Here is an 18,707-nt window from a genome sequence, read left to right as displayed (position 1 = left end):
CATTATCGGCCATTGCTTACCAAACCAGTACGGAGGCGCCCCAGGTCAAGCCGCCGCCGAAACCGACCATAAGCAGCGTATCGCCTTCTTTCACTTTCCCCGCTTCCGCCGCTTCGGCAAGGGCAACCGGGATGGAGGCCGCCGACATGTTTCCGTACCGGTCGATGTTGACGTGGCACTTGTCTTCGGAAAGCTCAAGCCGGTTTAATGCCGACTGGATGATACGGATATTCGCCTGATGCGGAATGAGCAAATCGATGTCTTCTTTGCCCATGCCCGCCTTACGAAGCGCCTCGTCCGAAGCTGCGCCCATAATGCGCACAGCGAACTTAAATACCTCGTTGCCGTTCATGTAAATATAGTGCAGCTTATTTTCCAGCGTTTGTGCCGACGCAGGCGCTTTGGAGCCGCCGCCCTCCAGCTTAAGCAGCTCGCCGCCGGAGCCGTCCGCCCCCAGCTCGAACGAACGGAAGCCGCGGCCTTCCGGCACTTCGCCAAGTACGACCGCACCCGCTCCGTCTCCAAACAAGATGCATGTGTTCCGGTCCGTATAATCCGTAATGCGCGACAAGCAATCCGCCCCGACGACAAGAGCTTTCTTGTACATGCCCGTTGCCAGGAAGTTCGCCGCGTTCGCCAAACCGTAAACGAAGCCCGCGCAAGCCGCTGCGAGATCGAAGGCAGCCGCCTTCTTCGCGCCCAGCTTCTCCTGCAGCAAGCAGGCAGCGGAGGGGAACGCCATATCCGGCGTAATGGTCGCCACAATAATCAAATCGAGGTCTTCGCCAGTGATGCCTGCCCGCTCCAGAGCCTTGACGGACGCTTCGTATGCCAAATCCGAGGTCGCTTGCTCAGGCGCGGCGATCCGCCGTTCGCGGATGCCCGTACGGGTAACGATCCATTCGTCATTCGTCTCCACCATCTGCTCCAGGTCCCGGTTCGTCAGTACACGATCCGGCACATAATAACCCGCTCCAATGACTCCTACCGATTTCAAGCTCATTTCGGCTCCCCAGCCTCCCATTTGCTAAATTCGTCCGATATGGCTCCGACCAAGCGGTTGTTGACTGCAATTCGCGCTTGTCTTACAGCGTTCTTGAACGCCTTCGCATCGGAAGAGCCGTGACACTTCAAAACAAGTCCGTCAATACCAAGCAGCGGAGCCGCACCGTATTCCGTGTAGTCCATCTTCTTGCGGAATCGGGAAAGCCCGGGCTTCAGAATCCCGGCCGCCAGCTTCGTCAGCGTAGTCCGCGTAAATTCCGTCTTCAACGCCGAGAAAATAAATGAGGCCGCGCCTTCCAGCGACTTCAGCATAATGTTGCCGGCGAAGCCGTCGCAAACGAGTACGTCGCATGCTCCCTTAAGCACATCGCGAGCTTCCACATTGCCGGCAAAATGGATCGGAGCCTGTTCCAGCAGCGGGAAGCATGCTTTCGTCAGCTCGTTGCCTTTGCCCGGTTCTGTGCCGACATTGAGGAGCCCGACACGCGGGCGTTCGATGCCGTCGACACGGCTGCGATAAATGCTGCCCATTATTGCATACTGCAGCAGCTGCTGCGGCGAGGCGTCCATGTTGGCCCCAAGGTCCAGCGCAAGTATGCCGGAGTCCGATGCGGACGGGAGCATCGACGCCAGCGCCGGCCGTTCGATGCCTGCGATCCGGCCGACGACGAGCAAGCCGGTCGTCATTAAAGCGCCCGTATTGCCGGCGGAAATCATTGCCGACGCTTGCTTCGTCTTCACAAGCGTTCCGGCAACGACCATCGACGAATCCTTCTTGCGGCGGACGGCGCGCACCGGCTCGTCTTCCGCTTCAATCGTCTCCGCGGCATGGTGCACACGCACATTGCTCGGCGCCCCCGCCAGCAGCGGCCGCAGCTTCGCTTCATCGCCGACAAGCGTCAGCTCAACGTCAGGCCACTCTCTCGCCGCTTCGAGCGCCCCTTGAACGGGCTCCTTCGGCGCATGATCTCCGCCCATGACATCGATAGCGATGTTCACTCCTGATGCCCTCCTTCGTTCTTGCTGCGTAAATCTTTGCGGGAATGAAAGATCAGGAATTGTCCCTGAAATACTGTCTCGTCCCCAATCATGGTCAGCACCTCTACCTTAGCTTTGCCCCGGGACAACGATCGTACATACGCTTTCGCAATACACTTCTCCCCGAGCCTTACGGCCCGAAGAAAGCGGATATCGGCCGAAGCCGTCAGCGCTACCTCGTCGTTAATGACCGCAACCGCCAGCGAGTTCGCCTGGGCAAAGATGTGATGGCCGCGGGCGATCTTGTTGCGGGAGAATACGTGCTCCTCCCGAATTTCAAATATCGAGATCCCGCTCTTATCGAGCTGCAGATCGATTATGTCCCCGATAATCTCATGGAGCGGAAGCGTACGTACTTGATCGTACGACTTCTCCGCCATGCTCTTGATTCGTTCACGCAGCTCCGGAATACCGAGCTCCAGCCGGTCTAGCCGGACCGTCTGAATGCTTACGCCGAACGTGCGCATCAGCTCTTCGTCGGTGACGAAGGGGTTTCTGTCGATGGCCGCCAGAAGCTGCTGTTGTCGCTCGCGTTTCGGAAGCTTCTCCATTCGGCCCACACCCTCTCCCCATAGCTCCGTGATGACTAGCACCTCTTCTTATTACCTAGTACTAACATGTAGTATATAAAATTATGGGCGAGAAAGCAAAAAAATAACACCTCATTGATGAACAATGAGGTGTTATTCGATCCCGTAAGAGGATTACGCTTGCGAAACGATTTCTCTGCCTTTGTACGTACCGCAGTTTTTGCATACGCGGTGCGAAAGCTTCAGCTCGCCGCACTGCTCGCATTTTACCATGCCCGGCACTTCCAGCTTGAAGTGAGTACGGCGCTTGTCGCGACGAGTCTTGGATACTTTACGAAAAGGTACTGCCATGCATAACACCTCCTTCAACAACTCAACGATCGCTTACTCTTTGAAAAAATCCGCCAGCCCGGCGAGCCGGGGATCGATTTTCTCTTGTTTGCAGCTGCAGGGGTCCGTGTTCCGGTTCGTGCCGCAGACGGGGCATAGCCCTTTGCAGTCATTGCTGCATAGCGGTATGTACGGAATACCGATCAATACGGCTTCCTCTACATATGGATCCAGATCCACCTTGTCCTCGCTGACGAGAACGAGATCTTCATCCAAGCTGGCCGCTTCCTTGGACTGGGTAAACGACTCTTGAAACGGAATGGTAAGCCGATCATGTACCGGCTCCAGACATCTCGAGCATCGCTGCTCAACGTCCAGCTTCACGCTGCCGTGAACGACGACCATGTCCGTTCCGGGGACTGCTTCCAGCTTGGCATCCGCTGCGCTAAAGCCCGCCAAATCTTGACGGGAGCCTAACAACGGGGTCATGTCCAGCCGGCCTTGCAGGCTCACCGGGACATCCTTCTGCAGGACTTCCTTCACATTCAACAGCATGAGCATCACTCCAAACAAACAAAAATAATTATAGCGACATTCCTTCTATTTTGTCAACCTTTTGCGATTTTTAACCAGTCATGTCCATCATTTTGATTTTGGCGGCAGCTCATTCAAAAATTTTATGGCGTCATCCAGTGTAGCGACCGAAACGATCCGCATCTTCGAGCCGATTGCCTTCGCCCGTTCCACGGCATCGGAATAATTGAGCACAGGCTCAAATTTCTGGCCTTCCTTCGGATACACATCTTGCGGAGCAAAGAAAATTTCCGCTTGCTCCCGATCGGCAGCGATCACCTTATGCTGAATCCCTCCGATCGGTCCTACGTTACCCTCTGGCGTGATGGTTCCCGTTCCCGCAATACGATAGCCCTTTGTCAAGTCGCTGCCGGTCAGCTGGGCATACATTTCGAGGGAGAACATCAGGCCGGCCGACGGTCCGCCGATATCTTCCGTCTTCACTGTGAACTGGTGCGCCGGATCGGCAGCTTTCACCGACTGCACGTCGCCGGGCACGATCCCGAGGCCGGCCCGCTGCGGCAGGGGGTTCCCCCGCTCATCCTTCTCCTGCGGCAGCGTCGCCAGCGTAAGCTGCGCTTCCAGGTTTGCCTTATCGCGCCGGTATGTGAAGGTGATCGTATCGCCGGCTTTTTTGCCGCTCAAATAATCGAGAAGCTCCTGTGCTTTATGGATCGTCGTCTGATCGACCTTCAATAAGTAGTCCCCTCCGCGCAGCACCTTCTCAGCCGGCATGCCCGGAATCGTACGAATTACCATCACTCCGTCGCCCGCGATCTCATACGGGATTCCAGCCTTCCGGTAAGCGGCTTGCATCGCGTCGCTTTGCGAAGTCAGCATGACGTATTCCTGCCGCTGCGAATATTCCTGAGGCGTCTCCGAGCCGAACATATCTTCTTTCTTCACAAGTTCTTCATAGGGATGGAAACGGGCAACCACATAGTTAAACACGTTCGCATCCCCGCCGCGCACCGTCGTTAACATGAAAGCCCCTTGCTCGTTATGCTCCCCTTTGGCCAGCTTTACCATCGGCTTGACAGGCTCCGCAGTGCCCGGCATTAAGATGTAATAAGGCAGCGGCATGAAAAATAATACGTAAGCGGCGGCTACCCCCGCAAACGCCGACAATAAATACCGGCGCAGCTGTGCCAGCTGTCTCGGCATGATGCTCTCCCCCATCTCGCAGAACCTGTGATGTCACTGAACTACATCCTGGCGTATTGGTCTAAACCCCCGGACAAGCGCGTACACATGATACCAACTCTTGTCCGAGAAAGGTGATGTTTAGCAATGACTGGCAACCCCAAGGCATCCGGCAGACGGCGCACGACGGCGCTGCTCGGCTTGTTTGCGGCCATCCTCGTCGTGTCGATCATTGCTTACCCCGATCAGGCGTTCTCCGCTTCCCTGCAAGGCCTGACCGTTTGGTGGAAGTACGTCTTTCCGGCGCTGCTTCCTTTTCTTATATTATCGGAGCTGCTGCTGGGCTACGGTGTCGTCCATGCGCTTGGGACGCTGCTCGATCCATTAATGCGAAACCTGCTTCGCATACCGGGGAGCGGCGGCTGGGCGCTTGCTCTAGGCGCAACGATCGGCCATCCGGCCGGTGCGCGGGCGGCGGCGGCGCTGCGGAAGCAAGGACTTCTGACGCGTACGGAAGCGGAGCGGCTGCTTGCCGTCTCTCATCTAAGCTCTCCGGTATTTATTGTAACAATCGTCGGCGTCGGCTTTCTGCACAGCGCGCGCTTAGGAGCGCTTCTCGCCGCTGTTCATACTGTCGCCGCTCTGGCCGTCGGTCTGACAATTAGACTTCTATCCGTGCGATCGCAAGAGCGGGAAACGTATGTACCGGGACATCCGGGACAGCCTCCTTCCGGGACGCTGCCTGCGGAGCCGCTAACCAAACGGATAATAACCGCCATGCAGGACGCCCATACGAAGGACGGCCGCGCCTTCGGCAAGCTGCTGGGCGATGCCGTTTCCTCTTCGGTTCAGACGCTGATGATGGTCGGCGGATACATGATCATTTTCTCCGTGCTGGTCCAAATTATTGAGATCTCCCGCTTGACGTCCATAATTCAGCACGCCGCCTTGCTCGTTACGGGAAGCACGAGCTACGGCGAAGCCGTTCGCAGTGCAGTAACCGGGCTCTTGGAAATTCATCTCGGCACTTACGCTTTCGGCGCAAAGTCAGGTCTCAGCGGCGCATTCGCGGCGGCGGCGGTTGCTGCCGTATTAGGCTGGGGCGGCATCTCCTCCCACCTGCAGGTCCGCAGCATTACGAACGATACCGATCTCGGCTATATGCCATTCGTCGCTGCCCGGCTGCTGCATGCCGCTTACTCCTTTGTTCTCACTTTGGCCGTGTGGGAGCCCGTCAGCGGCTGGCTCGGATCCGCCCCAAGCTTCGCAGCGGGCCAACCGCCTTCGGGCACCGCCGCTGCATACCCTCAGCCGGTTATTGCCTTAGCGCTGCTGACCGCCGTTATACTTCTGATGCTCCTGTTATCGCTTGGTTTCCACCGGAACGGCGCACACCGCTCCAGGGTTAAATCGTAGCCTTGTCCGTACCGAATTTGATCCGCAGCGCCTGCTCGACCTCCAGGGGCACCAGATCGACGACCGGACCGTGGAAGCGGGCAATCTCCTTCACGATGCTGGAGCTCAAATAAGAATATTTCGGTTTAGACGTCATAAAGAACGTTTCCATATCCTCGTCCAGTTTCTGGTTTGTCGACGCCATCTGCAGCTCGTATTCGAAATCGGACACGGCGCGAAGCCCGCGCACAACCAGATGGGCACCCCGGCTTTTCAAGTAATTGACGAGCAAATCCCGGAACGAATCGATCTCCACATTCGGTACATCCTTCGTTACCTGACGAAGCAGTTCGACCCGCTCATCCAAAGTGAAGAGCGGGTTTTTGCTGGAGTTGTTCAATACCGCCACGATCAGCTTGTCGAACACCTTTGCCGCCCTGTGTATGATATCGAGGTGCCCGTTCGTAACCGGGTCGAAGCTGCCCGGGTAAACCGCCACCGTAATGCCGTGTTTCAATCCCGATTTGGTCATGCGTTGCCCTCCAATTCATATATCGTAATCGCCGTATCGCCGTATTCGGCCCGCCGCCGCTGCCGCAGCTGCCCGACCTGTTCCTCCTGCATATCGCCGGCGTCATGCTCGACAACGACAGTAGCGCCGGGCTTCAGCAGCCGCAGCTCTTGCAGCTCGTCAAGCAGCTCGACGATCCGCTTAAGCCGGTACGGCGGGTCCAGGAATACGAGTTCGAATGCCGCTTCCCTCTTGGCCAGAGCCTTAAGCGCCCGAAACGCGTCGTTGCGGTACACCTCGGCCTGCTCCGTCAGCTTCGTCGCCTCCAAATTGCTGCGCACGACGTCGACGCTCTTCGCATCCGCATCGATGAAAACTCCGCGCGCCATCCCCCGGCTCAGCGCCTCAATGCCAAGTCCCCCGGTCCCGGCAAACAAATCGAGCACATCCCCCCCGTCGAAATACGGACCGATCATGCTGAATAACGCTTCCTTTACTTTGTCCGTCGTCGGTCTCGTGCCCGATCCCGGCACGGCCTTCAGCGGGCGCCCTCTCGCGCTGCCTGAAATGACTCTCACTGCCCGTTCACCCGTTTCCTCCCTAAACTATGACGATATCTTAGCACATTCATTGAATTCGCACAAAAATTTCCCTGCATATGTATAAACAATGGCAAAGTTGTCCATCATTAGAGTATCGACATCTTGAATGTCGTAGACAACCGCGGAGAAGACTTACGTTTCCCCATAAGCTCTTCGTCCGGTTTCTCCTCTCCCATGAAGGGGCTCTCGAAAGAGGGCCCCGAATTTTTTATGCAACAGAATCATGGAGCCCCCTACTTACAATAACAAAAATATTTCCTTCATCTTATTCTTGTCACATCACAAAAGAGCGCATTGGTAAACGTGAGCCACATGTGTCTCAAATTACAGCCAACTGTTCCTCTTTGAAGACCTTAGGTCCCCTCTCTTGGCTCTTTACAAAATACCAATAAATAAATTGCAAATTGTGAGCTGCGATACAGATTGTATCTGAAAACAGAGGTATAATCAGACATGTAAACAACATAACAGGAGGTAATAAATATGAAACACAAATTCAGCAAATTATTTCTCGTAACCGCATTTGTTGCAGCCGTGGGGATCGGCACTTTCGCCGGCGGGACAGAAACGCATGCAATGTCGCGATATGGAGGCTATGTACCGAAGACGGTCGGGGAATCCATTGAAATGGCATATTGGTATTATTTCTTGAGATAGCGAGAAGAACTGATTGTTGTTAAATAATGAAGAAGAGGCGCCCCAAGTCATCTATATTGACTTTGGGGTGCCTCTTGCCGTTTGCGCCCGCGCTACTGCAGCTTGAAGCCAATCACGCTTCATGGACCGGTACCTGCCCCATCACGAACTCGAAGGTCGATCGTCCCTTATTTCCCGGGCGACCGCAGGAGTCGACGTGATTCTTGAACAAAAGAGCCGAATTTTCGTTATAAATTGACAGTCATGGCTTTAGGCTGCCAAACAAAATATTGTTGATGTCAGCAATTCCATTTCGATGACAGCCTTTCATATTTATCACTTCTCAACGAAATCTTGAATTTCCCCATCAACGGCTCACCAAACATTGCCCCAAATCCCTAATAAACCTTTCGAGCGCGGCGCCGATCTCCCGCTGGGCGGTCTCCTTCGGCATTTCCAGGCTGTTCGATAACCCGCGGCAAGCATAGGCATAGCTTAGCGGCTCATCGGGCTTTCCCTTGATGACGATAAGCTTGCTCTTCCACGCCTCTTTCTTTACATGTGCGATTTCCTCTTTGATCCGATAAATCAGTACGTCGGCGGCCATGAGATAAAGCTTCTTTAAGCTCAGCTTCTCGCTCTGCATAGCGAATTTGTTCTTCTCCACTACCGACAAAACCATCGGAAGCACAACGCAGGCAGTGATCAGTTCATTTTCTTCATCTGTCAGTCCGTAATGCTTAATCATCTAATCACCCCGTAATACGAACGTATATTCGTATTATATGGCGAAGCACGTATTCTATGCAACGACGGGAAATGTACATGATGGAGAGGTAGGAATTCAGGTATACCTTCTCGAATGATGTAGGCGGGAGCGACGTAAGAATTCATTCGGTCTATTCGAATAAAGAGGAGCAATTGATGATGGATAACGAATTTGTAGAACTAGAGAAAATCGGCAATGACGCCATTATTGACGGGTTGGATATCAATGAAGAGGAAGAGGAATACGACCATCACGAATCATTCAAACGAGGCATTAGAAGGGTGCAGCGGTAAGCCGAAGCAAGCTATTCGCAACCCGGCTTCGCATGCAAACGGCCCGCCCCGGGAAACCGGAGCAGGCCGTAATTTTTTATCAACCTATTGCTCTTAGCGGCGGGCAAAACCGGACAGCTGCTGCTCTGCGATCTGAACGAGACGGCGAGTGATATGACCACCGATTGCGCCGGTATCGCGAGTCGCCATGTAGCCGTAGTAGCCGTCCTGCGGAATTTGGATGCCAAGCTCTTGCGCTACCTCGTATTTCAGCTGCTCCAAAGCCTGACGCGCCTGAGGAACCACCAGGATATTGTTGTTGTTGGATTGACCTTGTGCCATGTAAATCACTCCTTTTGTGGGATGTAAGCGTATTATGGCATGCTGGAAGAAATATTATTCATATTCCTGCCGCTTGCAATCGAAGCTCGGTTCGCTGAAGCCAGAGGCTTCGATCCGTAGAAAATATATCCGACAAACGAATCCAACCGCCGCTTTTCATTTTGAAAAAATGGCCCTTGTTCATTCCTGCAGCAAAGTATCATTTTCCATGACAGCACCCAACAGCATCCTCTTTAGCCTAGTCAAAACTAGTCACTACTCGACAACACCGTTCGAGCACTTAGCAAGTTACATTATGTTAACATTTGTAGCAGGTAGGCTGCGCAAGGAGCTTGTCCGATAATAAATCTGATCAAGGAGATGACACTTCCATGAAAGTAGCCAACATTAAAGTCAACCAAAACAGCGTAGCCGTGCATCTCATAGGCACGGACCATAAGCTCATTCCTTCCCTGCTTTCGGCACTCCGCAACAACAAGTTTACGATGTCTACCCTCAAGGCCTCGATCGAGCGCATTGAGCTGTTCAGTGCGGAAGCGATTCTCTATGGCGATAACGGCACCAAGGCACGCATTCCTATATTTTAAACCAATATGAAGCCGCTTTCTTTCCAGCCCTTGGCAGAAAGAAGCGGCTTCATCGTTTAAACCAGCTCGAAATGATAAATGGAATTTCGGGTCAGTACTCTCATATCGTGTCCGTCCACATCTACGGCTTGAACTTTTGTAGAGCGGACCGGCTCGTAGGCATCGTCGGGCGAGAGCAGCATATGCGAGCCCACCTTGATCGGCTTCAATTCCCGCAGCAGCTTGCCCTGCAAGCTGGTGTAGCTCCAGCGGTCCGTTTGCCGTTTGGGCGTAATTCCATCCACTTCAAATACTTGAAGCAGCTTAAGACGCTTCATCGTCCAATCCCCCCGCAAAGCCTTCTCATCATCCCCCCCATTGACGTGCATGGCGGTCTGAAAGTTGCAACAAGCCTACTCATTCGGACGGGTAAACTCGTGCTGCTGCAAAAGGGCAGGCTTCTGCTTCTTAACGGGTCAGGAAACTATAGATGACTCTATTATTCCGCAGACAAAGAGCGTTATGTAGGAAGTGCGCACTAATAAAAGAAGCCATCACCGCGGCGGGCGGGATGGCTTCCTAGGTTACACGATAAAGTTTTGGTTGTCGTTGCCTTTGTTGACGGTCGGGCTCGTGGAGCCGGATGTCGAGCCTGCCGATGTCATCCCTCCGGACATCCCTCCGGCCATACCGGGCATCGCACCGGCCATGCCGGCCATGCCGCCTGCTGCGCCCATTCCGGCTGCCGCACCGGCGCCGCCTTTAATCATGCTTTGAACTTTCTCGACTACTTGAGGCGCCGAATCGATCAGACGCTCCCAAATGTGGGTTTGATTGTCCAGCGGTACCACCTTGACGTTGCCGTTCTTGCTGACGACGAGGAAAGCAATTGGGGTAATGGAGACACCGCCGCCGCTGCCGCCGCCGAACGGAAGCGAAACGCTGGCGTTGTGCGCATCCGTACGGGCGATTGTCGTGTGCGTAGTTGTAATATAATCGGTATCCGTTTCATTGCGGAATTCGGAGCCGCCGGCTGCGAACCCGAAACCGACCTTGGAGATCGGCATGATGATCGTGCCGTCCTGAGTTTCCACCGGATCGCCGACAATTGTATTGACGTCGACCATTTCTTTAATATTTTCCATTGCGACTTTCATTAAGCCTTCGATCGGATGCGTAGACATGGTGAAATTCCTCCTTGGGCTGTTGTAGGTTGTTGCGGTATCAAGCAATTAAAGTAGCGGGTCCATACAATCGTAGCTTGCCCTGTCTCGGGAAAAATATGAGCCGTTCTTGCCGCTTGCCGTTACTAACCAACACTTTTCATACGCGGCTGGAACAAAATTTGGCTCCAGGTTCTCCAATCGCCCTTCGCTTTCCAAATATGCGGTATGAGCTTGAAGCCTGCCGCCGCGACATGCCATACACGGATTTGAAATTTGCCGGCCAATTCGGTAGCGAATACTTGCTGGTTGTACTGCGGAAACACCTGTACATCGGCTGCTGCCTTTAAGCAAACGCGCTGGAAGACAAGTCCGGCTACAGACGTTTGCAATCCCCAGACGAGTCCTGTCGTCATGGCCGTCTCCGGAGCGTCTCCGATCCCGACGTGCGTGTGCCAGCGGAAAGCTGTACATTCCAGCTTTGCCAGCGTACTCTTCATCCATTCCAACAGATTGAATACGTTCTTGATGATGAGACGCACCCGCTCGAACATATCGAGAATGTTTTCGCGGTTCAGGTGAAATTCCTTCGGCAGGCCCGGACTGCCTGCGCTTTGATGCTTGATGGCAATACCTTCATTGAAGTTTCGGAAATCAATCATCGGAACGTTAAGCCGGTACCGAACGAATCCGAATAAAGCCCGTACCGATATGCTCACCCGGTCGTTCTCCCTTACGCGCGCCGCCGTTACTTCGACCCGGATACGGCTGATCAATACGACCGCAACCAGTACGGCAAGTACGGCAATTACAATCAAGACGGTCATAGCGGTGATACTCATCGTAGTTACCTCCTTGCAGCAATAGCAAAAAACTCCGACCGCAGCTGCATGACTGTCGATTCGGAGTTATTATGTTCGGTCATTCAGGTAAACATTCGCGGCATTGGGAACGGGACGCGCGGACGCCAATGTCCGTCTGCATATGCCAAAAAAACGCATCTTATGAAAGCTGCGCCTGGCGTTTCGTTTTATTAAATTTGCCTGGTTCCGGAAGGAAGGTATGGCTTGAGCCAGCCTCTTACAGCTCTTCCTCCACGTCGTCGATCGTGATCTGTTCGCTGTCATCGAACTTGTCAAACAGCAGCTTCGTCTCCTCCTCCAAATCGAATGCTCCCTCAAAGGCGGACGAGTCCGGCAAATCCTCCATCGAGCGAAGCCCGAAGTAATCCATGAATTGTTTCGACGTTCCGTACAGAATCGGCCGGCCGACCGCATCGGCTCTGCCCACTTCTTGAATCAATTCTTTCGCTACAAGCGTTTGCAACGCACGGTCCGATTTCACCCCGCGAATCTCTTCAATCTCGATGCGGGTAATCGGCTGTTTATAGGCTACGATAGCCAGCGTTTCGAGCGCCGCCTGCGACAGCGAAGACCGGGTCGGAGCCGCGGCAAGCCTTTCGAAGTACGGAGCGTGTGCCGGCACGGTAGTCATCCGGAACGCGTTCGCCACCTCGACGATTTGCAGACCGCGCTTCTTGCGCTTCAGCTCCGCCTGCAGCTCCTTCACCAAATCTCGCGCGAGATGCGTATCGACCTCCAGCACGTCGCCGATCTCCTTCGCATCGAGCCCTTCGTCTCCGGCCACAAACAACAAGCCTTCAATAACTGATTTCATCGCCCCAAAATCCATCTGCATTCGCCCCCTCTCTCGCTTGAATGACAATATCGTCAAACAGACGGTGCTGATAGCACTCAATCTGCTTGACCTTCATCAGCTCCAGCAGCGCAAGGAACGTGACAATCACTTCATCCTTGGACAGATCGTTTTCGTCGAACAGCTTCGAGAACAGCAGTCTGCCGCCGCGCTCGACAAGCAGCTCAACAACCTGCTTCATTCGGTCTTTGACGGAAATTTCGTCACGCTGAATCCGGGCGACCGCATTACGCGTCACCATCTTGCGCAGCGTCCGCCGGAACGCCTGCAGCAAATCCGTCACGTCGAGACCTTCGACGGGATTTTGCTGAACGGTAGGACGAAACGGCGTCAAGTCTTCCGGCTCCTTCGTATAAATCAAGCTGCGCTCCAGCTCTTTCTCCCGCAGCGAGTCCGCAATCGCCTTAAACTTGCGGTACTCCACCAGCTTCTCGACAAGCTCCGCACGTGGATCGTAGTCCTCGTCGTAATAATCTTCGAACTCATACTCGATCACCGGCGGCTTCGGCAGGAGCATCTTGCTCTTGATCGCGAGCAAGGTAGCGGCCATGACGAGAAACTCGCTCGTCACCTCCAGCTCCTGCATCGCCTGTACGTACTCGAGATATTGATCCGTGATCTCTTTGATCGGGATATTATAGACATCGATCTCGCTCTTATCAATCAAATGGAGCAGCAAATCGAGCGGCCCTTCAAATACTTCGAGCTTGTACGTGACCTTCATTATTCCATGAACTGCTGCGCCAGATTCGCCATCTCAATCGCCGTGGTCGCCGCTTCCCAGCCTTTGTTCCCAGCCTTGGTACCGGCCCGCTCGATAGCCTGCTCGATCGAATCGGTCGTCAGGACACCGAAGATCGTCGGTACTCCAGTGCGCAGCGAAATCGCGGCCACGCCCTTGGAAACTTCATTGCATACGAAGTCAAAATGCGGCGTCGAGCCTCGAATGACCGCTCCAAGCGTGATGACCGCATCGTATTTTTTCGATTCGGCCATCTTCTGGGCGATCAGCGGAATTTCATAAGCCCCCGGAACCCAAGCGACTTCGATCTCGTCATCCTGCACGCCGTGACGCTTCAGTGCGTCAAGAGCGCCGCTCAGCAGCTTGGAAGAGATAAACTCATTGAAGCGCCCTACAACGATGCCGTATTTCAAATCCTGCGAGATTAATTGTCCTTCGTAAACTTTCATGGTCGATGTCTCCTTCATATGGTGGTTGAGTTATTATTTAAATGCCCGCCGAATCCGTCAGCTCGTCAAACTGCAGCATATGTCCGAGCTTCAGCTTCTTCGTACGGAGATAATTCGTATTGCTTTCATTTTCCTTCATCTGGATCGGCACCCGCTCGACAACCTCGAGCCCGTAGCCCTCCAGGCCGCGGATTTTGCGCGGATTATTCGTCATCAGCCGAATTTGGCGGACACCGAGGTCTTTCAAAATTTGCGCCCCGATCCCGTAATCGCGAAGATCCGCTCCAAATCCCAGCTTATTATTCGCCTCAACCGTGTCGAATCCCTGCTCCTGCAGCGCATAAGCCTTCAATTTATTGATCAGTCCGATGCCGCGGCCTTCCTGACGCATGTAAAGCAGCACGCCGGAGCCGTGATCGGTAATTTGCTGCAGGGCGGCAGCAAGCTGCGGGCCGCAGTCGCAGCGGTTGGAGTGGAAGACGTCGCCGGTCAAGCATTCCGAATGGACGCGGACGAGCGTCGGCGTATTGCCGTCGATTTCGCCCTTTACCAGCGCCACATGCTCTTTCTGATCCACCTCGTTCGTATATGCAATGGCTTTAAACGTACCGAAGTCGGTCGGTAAATTGATCTCTACCTCGCGATTGACCAGCTTTTCCTTCTCGTTGCGGTAACGGATCAAATCGTGAATCGTAATGATTTTGAGGTCATGCTTGGCGGCAATTTCCATCAGATCCGGAACGCGCGCCATCGTGCCGTCTTCTTTGATCACCTCGCAGATCACTGCAGCCGGATAAGAGCCGCACATCCGCGCCAAATCGACGGCAGCCTCCGTGTGCCCCGTACGCCGCAGCACTCCGCCTTTGCGTGCAATTAAGGGGAAAATATGCCCCGGACGGCGAAACTCCTGCGGTCTCGTCTTCGGATCGATCAACGCCTGCACCGTGCGTGCCCGTTCATAGGCGGAGATCCCCGTTGTCGTATCGTTATGATCGATCGAAACGGTAAAAGCCGTACCATGATAATCCGTATTATGATTGACCATCGGCGGCAAATCAAGCTCCTGCGCCCGCTCTTCGGTAATCGGTACGCAGACGAGCCCGCGGCCTTCCTTGATCATAAAATTAATGACGTCCGCATTGGCTTTGTCGGCGAGCGCGATGAAATCTCCTTCGTTCTCGCGGTCCTCGTCGTCGACGACAATGATGACTTTGCCCAGAATGAGATCGTAGATCGCTTCTTCAATGGCATTGAATTTGATTTCTCCCATCGGTCTCACTCCTATCTGTTTACATAAATCCGTGCTCCTGCAGGAACGCTTGCGTCAACCTGCCTGTTTTCCCGCCTGCAGCGCCGGGCTTTTGAAAATTCAACAGCCGCTCCACATATTTGCCAAGGATGTCGCATTCTAGGTTGACCGTATCCCCCGGATGCTTATGCTGCAGCACCGTCTCCGCCAGCGTATGCGGGATGATCGATACTGAAAAGCTGTGGTCCGTTACGTCCACTACCGTCAAGGAGATGCCGTCAATCGTAATCGATCCGCCCGCCAGCACGTACTTCAGCTTCTCCGGGTCCTCCGGCTCGACATGAAACACAACGGCGTTCTCTTCGCTGCGGCGGCCCACAATAGTTCCAACCGAATCGACATGCCCTTGAACAATATGGCCGCCAAAGCGCGAGGCCATCGACATCGCCCGTTCCAAATTAACGGGGTCGCCTGCCGACAGCTGCTTGAGGTTCGTCTTGCGGAACGTTTCCGGCATCACATCCATCGAGACGGAAACGGCGTCGAAGGAAATCACCGTCAGACAGACGCCGTTGACGGCAATGCTGTCCCCCAGCTTCACATCGTCCAGAATGCGGCGGGCGCCAACTGTCAGCACCATCGCTTGGCCTTGCTTATGGATGCGGCGCAGCTCGCCGATTTCTTCGATCAGACCAGTAAACATTCGTTACACCCGCTCTTCCTGCTTGTAGATATTGTTCGCGCAGCCGCTCGGTCATGCTACCACGCCGATCCGGCCTACGGTATGCCGAGTTATGGGGACCGCAATATTTATCCGCTCATAGCCGGCAAAATCGAAGCATAGATACTTGGCCCTCCCTTTCTCAGTATGTACCAAACGAAAAAGCCCCGTTCGCGCGGAACGGGGCGTAGGTACGGATACGACCGGCGGCTTGGCTTTCCGGTTTCGTGTAGCCTCAATAGAAGCTCTGTCTGCCACTGAAGGACAGCCTGGAGCCCCGGTTCTTCTTTTTGCCTGCCCAGTTCATTCTCAAGAAGTCGCCTCCGGCAGGGCATATCGAAATAGAGGTCGTCACCGACCCTTTCGACACAAAGAAAAAATACCAGCTAACGAAACCCAAAGCAACGCGTTCGTCTCCCTCTCCCATCCAGACTATACTGTCGGTCCCGGAATTGCACCGGGTCCACCGGACACCTGCAGCGCTAGCGCTGCTCTTGCTTGGCGTACGGGTCACGGACTGAACGCCGGGCGGCTGCGGTAAGCCGCGGGCGTATCACCGCCGGTTGGGAATTTCACCCAGCCCCGAGGTTGAACGTTAAGTAACTAGTAAAACGTTAGAGATACTAACTACGTGAAAATAATAACACTTACGATTCCATATTTCAATCCCCAGTATAACGATAGGTCTATAATATTTTATGAATAGGTTAACATCACGGTTTGGAAATGTCGATAAGGTGCGCTTGGCTGGACAGCATCCTGCTTGATTTTTGTGAAAATGGGTGTTCAGTATTTTGGAGGGGAATTTCAAGTGAAAGCATTCTTCTTGATGCTTGTTGCCTGCGCTAAGTATAGGTTGTGAACATCGTACCATCCCAAATAATTTCTAGACATGGAATAAACTGCATGTCCCCGAGGATGATCAAAAACAGCTTACTTTGTTAAAAGAAGAGTCATCAGGTTAAAATCGTAAAGCTCCCTATCCCTACGAGGAAGGACGTCATTCACCCAACTCGCAATGCTTTCAGCGTTATAGCTCACAAGGTTTTCCGCATAGCTTGACGGAACTTACTTGAAAGGGTTCACAAGAAACGGGGGTGGCCAAAATTGCCTGCATACATACAGGAATCTCGCCAACAGCTTGCTCGACTGGTTTCGATTATTGCGAAAGTGCAGGCATCTGCATTCAAAGCGTTCATAGCCGCCCCTTCGCGGCAAAGATGCCTGTATATACGCAGGCATTTACTGCTAATGGCCGTCGATAGGGTAAAATGGCTGCACGTTCACATGAATCCTCCGATCAAATACGTCATTCCAATAAAGTCCATTCGGGCAAGAACGGAAACATATATGGTTACGCTAGGTGCATCCGTTGTAAAGCTGCTTCTATCATTTCTTGGGGTAAAGCATGAAAAAAAGAAGCCCTGAGCTAGCTTCAGGACTTCTTGCCAACACCATCTTACACGTCAACGACTTCCACTTTCTCCATCACGTCGCGGCCCTTGAAGGCGTCAACGTATTCCATGCCCTTCGTTACTTTGCCGAATACCGTATGCTGACCGTCCAAGTGCGGCTGCGGCTGGTAGCAGATATAGAACTGGCTGCCGCCTGTGTTGCGGCCGGCATGCGCCATCGCCAGGGTACCGCGCTCGTGCTTGTTCGGGTTGATTTCGCAGTTGATCGTATAGCCCGGTCCGCCGGTGCCCGTGCCGTGCGGGCAGCCGCCCTGCGCCACGAAGCCCGGAATCACTCGGTGGAAATTCAGTCCGTTATAGAAACCGGAGTTTGCCAGCTTCTCGAAGTTCGCCACTGTGTTCGGCGCGTCTTTCTCGAACAGATCGATCAGCACTTCACCGCCGCCCGCCAGCTTAATTTTCGCTTGTTTGCTCATAAGTGGAGCCTCCTTCATAGTTCATAAGGTAGATTGTACACCATCCGGCCGTCAAAGCCAAACGTTGGGAACCATGTCGTTCGATCAGTGCAGAACAAAGCTGTTAACGCCCCTTGCGCAGCTCGTTGATCGCCCAGATCATATCGTCCGGGAGCGGAGCGCGCACGGATTGCTTGTCTCCGGTCCACGGATGCGCCCATGACAGCTTCTCGCCGTGCAGCGCCTGGCGCTGGATGTAGCGTCGGCCGCCGCCGTACATGCCGTCTCCGGCGATCGGGTGGCCGATGGCCGACAAATGGACGCGGATTTGGTGGGTACGCCCGGTGCCGAGCGTCAGCCGCACGAGCGTATGGTCGCGGAACCGTTCGTCGACGTTGTAATAGGTCAATGCCGATTCGCCCGTTTCGCTCACGCGCCGGCGTGTTGAATGGCCGCGGTCCTGGCCGATCGGCAGATCGATTTTGTCCTTGTTCTTCTGCATAACGCCTTCGGCGATCGCGATGTACTCGCGGTCGACCTCTTTGTCGCGCAGCGCCCGCTCGAAGACGGCTTGCGCGAATTCGTTCTTCGCGAACAGCACCGGGCCGGTCGTATCCTTGTCGAGACGGTGCATCGGCCGCACCTTCACCGCCTGCCCCGTCGTTTCGTAGTACGCGGCTACGGCATTAGCGAGCGTTCCGCGCTGACCCTTGACGCTCGGGTGGATTTCGACGCCGGCCGGCTTGTTGACGACGAGCGAGAAATCATCCTCGTACAGGATGTTCAAGTCCATCCAGTCGGCCGGAATCCCGTGCGGCTCGCGCGGGAACAAGCGGAGCCGAAGCTGCTTGCCCTGCACGGTGATCATATTGTTCGCCGACATTTCCCGTAGCAGCTTCGGCGGCAGCGGCAAATGCGGGGCGACGCCGCGCAGCCCCGCTCCGGCGAGGTGGTCGGGCAGCGCCACCTCGAACCACTCGCCCTTGCGCCGGCCGGTCAGGCCGGCGCCGGGGCGAGGGCCCCCGGCGGCGGCGCTGCGGCCGCCGGGCCGCCCTTGCGGCGCGCGTCCGGGCGCGCCGCCGCTT

At 54.5% G+C, this 18,707-nt stretch carries 24 protein-coding genes and 1 riboswitch; of the genes, 4 read left to right on the top strand and 20 right to left on the bottom strand.

Going from position 1 to position 18,707, the window contains the following annotated elements; all coding sequences use genetic code 11:
• Positions 1-16 precede the first annotated feature (16 nt).
• From ACFFK0_RS17870 to ACFFK0_RS17845, 6 genes are all read right to left on the bottom strand, one after another.
• Positions 17-1,003, bottom strand: a complete 987-nt coding sequence (locus ACFFK0_RS17870; protein ID WP_377471659.1) for a beta-ketoacyl-ACP synthase III — start codon at positions 1,001-1,003, stop codon at positions 17-19.
• On the bottom strand, positions 1,000-2,004 hold the full coding sequence (gene plsX, locus ACFFK0_RS17865; RefSeq protein ID WP_377471658.1) for a phosphate acyltransferase PlsX: 1,005 nt from the start codon (positions 2,002-2,004) through the stop codon (positions 1,000-1,002). The genes ACFFK0_RS17870 and plsX overlap by 4 nt, the downstream gene beginning before the upstream one ends.
• The gene (gene fapR, locus ACFFK0_RS17860) at positions 2,001-2,594 is read right to left on the bottom strand and encodes a transcription factor FapR (protein WP_377471657.1); all 594 of its coding nucleotides are present in this window, start codon (positions 2,592-2,594) and stop codon (positions 2,001-2,003) included. Before fapR ends, plsX begins: the two co-directional genes overlap by 4 nt.
• A 153-nt stretch (positions 2,595-2,747) precedes the next feature.
• On the bottom strand, positions 2,748-2,924 hold the full coding sequence (gene rpmF, locus ACFFK0_RS17855) for a 50S ribosomal protein L32 (protein ID WP_377471656.1): 177 nt from the start codon (positions 2,922-2,924) through the stop codon (positions 2,748-2,750).
• 33 nt (positions 2,925-2,957) lie between these two features.
• The gene (locus ACFFK0_RS17850) at positions 2,958-3,458 is read right to left on the bottom strand and encodes a YceD family protein (RefSeq protein ID WP_377471655.1); all 501 of its coding nucleotides are present in this window, start codon (positions 3,456-3,458) and stop codon (positions 2,958-2,960) included.
• 87 nt (positions 3,459-3,545) lie between these two features.
• On the bottom strand, positions 3,546-4,640 hold the full coding sequence (locus ACFFK0_RS17845; protein WP_377471654.1) for a SepM family pheromone-processing serine protease: 1,095 nt from the start codon (positions 4,638-4,640) through the stop codon (positions 3,546-3,548).
• 126 nt (positions 4,641-4,766) lie between these two features.
• Between ACFFK0_RS17845 and ACFFK0_RS17840 the strand changes: the two genes are divergently transcribed.
• On the top strand, positions 4,767-6,035 hold the full coding sequence (locus ACFFK0_RS17840) for a nucleoside recognition domain-containing protein (protein WP_377471652.1): 1,269 nt from the start codon (positions 4,767-4,769) through the stop codon (positions 6,033-6,035).
• Here the strand turns inward: ACFFK0_RS17840 and coaD are convergent.
• Positions 6,025-6,546 carry a pantetheine-phosphate adenylyltransferase gene (coaD, locus tag ACFFK0_RS17835; protein ID WP_377471651.1) on the bottom strand — a complete coding sequence of 174 codons (522 nt, stop codon included), beginning with the start codon at positions 6,544-6,546 and terminating at the stop codon, positions 6,025-6,027. The two genes, ACFFK0_RS17840 and coaD, sit on opposite strands and share 11 nt — an antisense overlap.
• Entirely contained in the window at positions 6,543-7,103 is a 561-nt protein-coding gene (gene rsmD / locus ACFFK0_RS17830) for a 16S rRNA (guanine(966)-N(2))-methyltransferase RsmD (RefSeq protein ID WP_377471650.1), read from the bottom strand. The genes coaD and rsmD overlap by 4 nt, the downstream gene beginning before the upstream one ends.
• Before the next feature lie 507 nt (positions 7,104-7,610).
• On the opposite strand from rsmD, the gene ACFFK0_RS17825 reads away from it, so the two are divergent.
• On the top strand, positions 7,611-7,784 hold the full coding sequence (locus ACFFK0_RS17825) for a hypothetical protein (RefSeq protein ID WP_377471649.1): 174 nt from the start codon (positions 7,611-7,613) through the stop codon (positions 7,782-7,784).
• Between the two features lie 346 nt (positions 7,785-8,130).
• Here ACFFK0_RS17825 and ACFFK0_RS17820 read toward each other — a convergent pair whose 3' ends face one another.
• On the bottom strand, positions 8,131-8,511 hold the full coding sequence (locus ACFFK0_RS17820) for a YhjD family protein (RefSeq protein WP_377471648.1): 381 nt from the start codon (positions 8,509-8,511) through the stop codon (positions 8,131-8,133).
• A 176-nt stretch (positions 8,512-8,687) separates the two neighbouring features.
• Between ACFFK0_RS17820 and ACFFK0_RS17815 the strand changes: the two genes are divergently transcribed.
• Positions 8,688-8,825, top strand: coding sequence for a hypothetical protein (locus tag ACFFK0_RS17815; RefSeq protein ID WP_377471647.1), 138 nt, complete (start codon positions 8,688-8,690; stop codon positions 8,823-8,825).
• A 93-nt stretch (positions 8,826-8,918) separates the two neighbouring features.
• On the opposite strand, the gene ACFFK0_RS17810 is transcribed toward ACFFK0_RS17815, so the two are convergent.
• Positions 8,919-9,146: an alpha/beta-type small acid-soluble spore protein gene (locus ACFFK0_RS17810; RefSeq protein ID WP_377471646.1), complete on the bottom strand. Its 228-nt coding sequence runs from the start codon at positions 9,144-9,146 to the stop codon at positions 8,919-8,921.
• A gap of 371 nt (positions 9,147-9,517) precedes the next feature.
• Here ACFFK0_RS17810 and ACFFK0_RS17805 point away from each other — a divergent pair, with 371 nt between their 5' ends.
• Positions 9,518-9,733 (top strand): hypothetical protein, encoded by a 216-nt coding sequence (locus ACFFK0_RS17805; RefSeq protein WP_377471645.1) that lies wholly within the window; start codon positions 9,518-9,520, stop codon positions 9,731-9,733.
• 56 nt (positions 9,734-9,789) lie between these two features.
• Here ACFFK0_RS17805 and ACFFK0_RS17800 read toward each other — a convergent pair whose 3' ends face one another.
• From ACFFK0_RS17800 to ACFFK0_RS17755, 10 genes are all read right to left on the bottom strand, one after another.
• Positions 9,790-10,050: a hypothetical protein gene (locus ACFFK0_RS17800; RefSeq protein ID WP_377471644.1), complete on the bottom strand. Its 261-nt coding sequence runs from the start codon at positions 10,048-10,050 to the stop codon at positions 9,790-9,792.
• A gap of 246 nt (positions 10,051-10,296) precedes the next feature.
• Positions 10,297-10,896 (bottom strand): GerW family sporulation protein, encoded by a 600-nt coding sequence (ytfJ, locus tag ACFFK0_RS17795; protein ID WP_377471643.1) that lies wholly within the window; start codon positions 10,894-10,896, stop codon positions 10,297-10,299.
• A gap of 125 nt (positions 10,897-11,021) precedes the next feature.
• Positions 11,022-11,717 carry a DUF2953 domain-containing protein gene (locus ACFFK0_RS17790; RefSeq protein ID WP_377471642.1) on the bottom strand — a complete coding sequence of 232 codons (696 nt, stop codon included), beginning with the start codon at positions 11,715-11,717 and terminating at the stop codon, positions 11,022-11,024.
• Between the two features lie 238 nt (positions 11,718-11,955).
• A complete protein-coding gene (gene scpB / locus ACFFK0_RS17785) occupies positions 11,956-12,567 on the bottom strand; it encodes an SMC-Scp complex subunit ScpB (RefSeq protein WP_377471641.1) in 612 nt (203 codons plus the stop codon).
• Positions 12,536-13,315: a segregation and condensation protein A gene (locus tag ACFFK0_RS17780; protein ID WP_377471639.1), complete on the bottom strand. Its 780-nt coding sequence runs from the start codon at positions 13,313-13,315 to the stop codon at positions 12,536-12,538. Before ACFFK0_RS17780 ends, scpB begins: the two co-directional genes overlap by 32 nt.
• Complete coding sequence (gene ribH, locus ACFFK0_RS17775; protein WP_377471638.1) at positions 13,315-13,782, bottom strand: 6,7-dimethyl-8-ribityllumazine synthase; 468 nt, start codon at positions 13,780-13,782, stop codon at positions 13,315-13,317. The genes ACFFK0_RS17780 and ribH overlap by 1 nt, the downstream gene beginning before the upstream one ends.
• A 37-nt stretch (positions 13,783-13,819) precedes the next feature.
• Positions 13,820-15,052: a bifunctional 3,4-dihydroxy-2-butanone-4-phosphate synthase/GTP cyclohydrolase II gene (locus ACFFK0_RS17770; RefSeq protein WP_377471637.1), complete on the bottom strand. Its 1,233-nt coding sequence runs from the start codon at positions 15,050-15,052 to the stop codon at positions 13,820-13,822.
• Between the two features lie 19 nt (positions 15,053-15,071).
• Entirely contained in the window at positions 15,072-15,734 is a 663-nt protein-coding gene (gene ribE, locus ACFFK0_RS17765; protein WP_377471635.1) for a riboflavin synthase, read from the bottom strand.
• A 429-nt stretch (positions 15,735-16,163) separates the two neighbouring features.
• A riboswitch (FMN riboswitch) is annotated at positions 16,164-16,346 on the bottom strand.
• Positions 16,347-17,211: 865 nt separating this feature from the next.
• Positions 17,212-17,643 (bottom strand): peptidylprolyl isomerase, encoded by a 432-nt coding sequence (locus tag ACFFK0_RS17760; protein ID WP_377471634.1) that lies wholly within the window; start codon positions 17,641-17,643, stop codon positions 17,212-17,214.
• 103 nt (positions 17,644-17,746) lie between these two features.
• Entirely contained in the window at positions 17,747-18,589 is an 843-nt protein-coding gene (locus tag ACFFK0_RS17755; protein WP_377471633.1) for an RluA family pseudouridine synthase, read from the bottom strand.
• Positions 18,590-18,707 lie beyond the last annotated feature (118 nt).

The organism is Paenibacillus chartarius (genome assembly GCF_042432825.1).
GTDB lineage: Bacteria > Bacillota > Bacilli > Paenibacillales > NBRC-103111 > Gordoniibacillus > Gordoniibacillus chartarius.
This window is presented reverse-complemented; position numbering and strand designations above follow the sequence as displayed.

Coding starts and splice junctions, on each gene's coding strand:
- ACFFK0_RS17870 (WP_377471659.1), bottom strand. CDS start 1,003: ATGAGCTTGAAATCGGTAGGAGTCATTGGAGCGGGTTATTATGTGCCG.
- fapR (WP_377471657.1), bottom strand. CDS start 2,594: ATGGAGAAGCTTCCGAAACGCGAGCGACAACAGCAGCTTCTGGCGGCC.
- rpmF (WP_377471656.1), bottom strand. CDS start 2,924: ATGGCAGTACCTTTTCGTAAAGTATCCAAGACTCGTCGCGACAAGCGC.
- ACFFK0_RS17850 (WP_377471655.1), bottom strand. CDS start 3,458: ATGCTGTTGAATGTGAAGGAAGTCCTGCAGAAGGATGTCCCGGTGAGC.
- ACFFK0_RS17845 (WP_377471654.1), bottom strand. CDS start 4,640: ATGCCGAGACAGCTGGCACAGCTGCGCCGGTATTTATTGTCGGCGTTT.
- ACFFK0_RS17840 (WP_377471652.1), top strand. CDS start 4,767: ATGACTGGCAACCCCAAGGCATCCGGCAGACGGCGCACGACGGCGCTG.
- coaD (WP_377471651.1), bottom strand. CDS start 6,546: ATGACCAAATCGGGATTGAAACACGGCATTACGGTGGCGGTTTACCCG.
- ACFFK0_RS17825 (WP_377471649.1), top strand. CDS start 7,611: ATGAAACACAAATTCAGCAAATTATTTCTCGTAACCGCATTTGTTGCA.
- ACFFK0_RS17820 (WP_377471648.1), bottom strand. CDS start 8,511: ATGATTAAGCATTACGGACTGACAGATGAAGAAAATGAACTGATCACT.
- ACFFK0_RS17815 (WP_377471647.1), top strand. CDS start 8,688: ATGATGGATAACGAATTTGTAGAACTAGAGAAAATCGGCAATGACGCC.
- ACFFK0_RS17810 (WP_377471646.1), bottom strand. CDS start 9,146: ATGGCACAAGGTCAATCCAACAACAACAATATCCTGGTGGTTCCTCAG.
- ACFFK0_RS17805 (WP_377471645.1), top strand. CDS start 9,518: ATGAAAGTAGCCAACATTAAAGTCAACCAAAACAGCGTAGCCGTGCAT.
- ACFFK0_RS17800 (WP_377471644.1), bottom strand. CDS start 10,050: ATGAAGCGTCTTAAGCTGCTTCAAGTATTTGAAGTGGATGGAATTACG.
- ytfJ (WP_377471643.1), bottom strand. CDS start 10,896: ATGTCTACGCATCCGATCGAAGGCTTAATGAAAGTCGCAATGGAAAAT.
- ACFFK0_RS17790 (WP_377471642.1), bottom strand. CDS start 11,717: ATGAGTATCACCGCTATGACCGTCTTGATTGTAATTGCCGTACTTGCC.
- scpB (WP_377471641.1), bottom strand. CDS start 12,567: ATGGATTTTGGGGCGATGAAATCAGTTATTGAAGGCTTGTTGTTTGTG.
- ACFFK0_RS17780 (WP_377471639.1), bottom strand. CDS start 13,315: ATGAAGGTCACGTACAAGCTCGAAGTATTTGAAGGGCCGCTCGATTTG.
- ribH (WP_377471638.1), bottom strand. CDS start 13,782: ATGAAAGTTTACGAAGGACAATTAATCTCGCAGGATTTGAAATACGGC.
- ACFFK0_RS17770 (WP_377471637.1), bottom strand. CDS start 15,052: ATGGGAGAAATCAAATTCAATGCCATTGAAGAAGCGATCTACGATCTC.
- ribE (WP_377471635.1), bottom strand. CDS start 15,734: ATGTTTACTGGTCTGATCGAAGAAATCGGCGAGCTGCGCCGCATCCAT.
- ACFFK0_RS17760 (WP_377471634.1), bottom strand. CDS start 17,643: ATGAGCAAACAAGCGAAAATTAAGCTGGCGGGCGGCGGTGAAGTGCTG.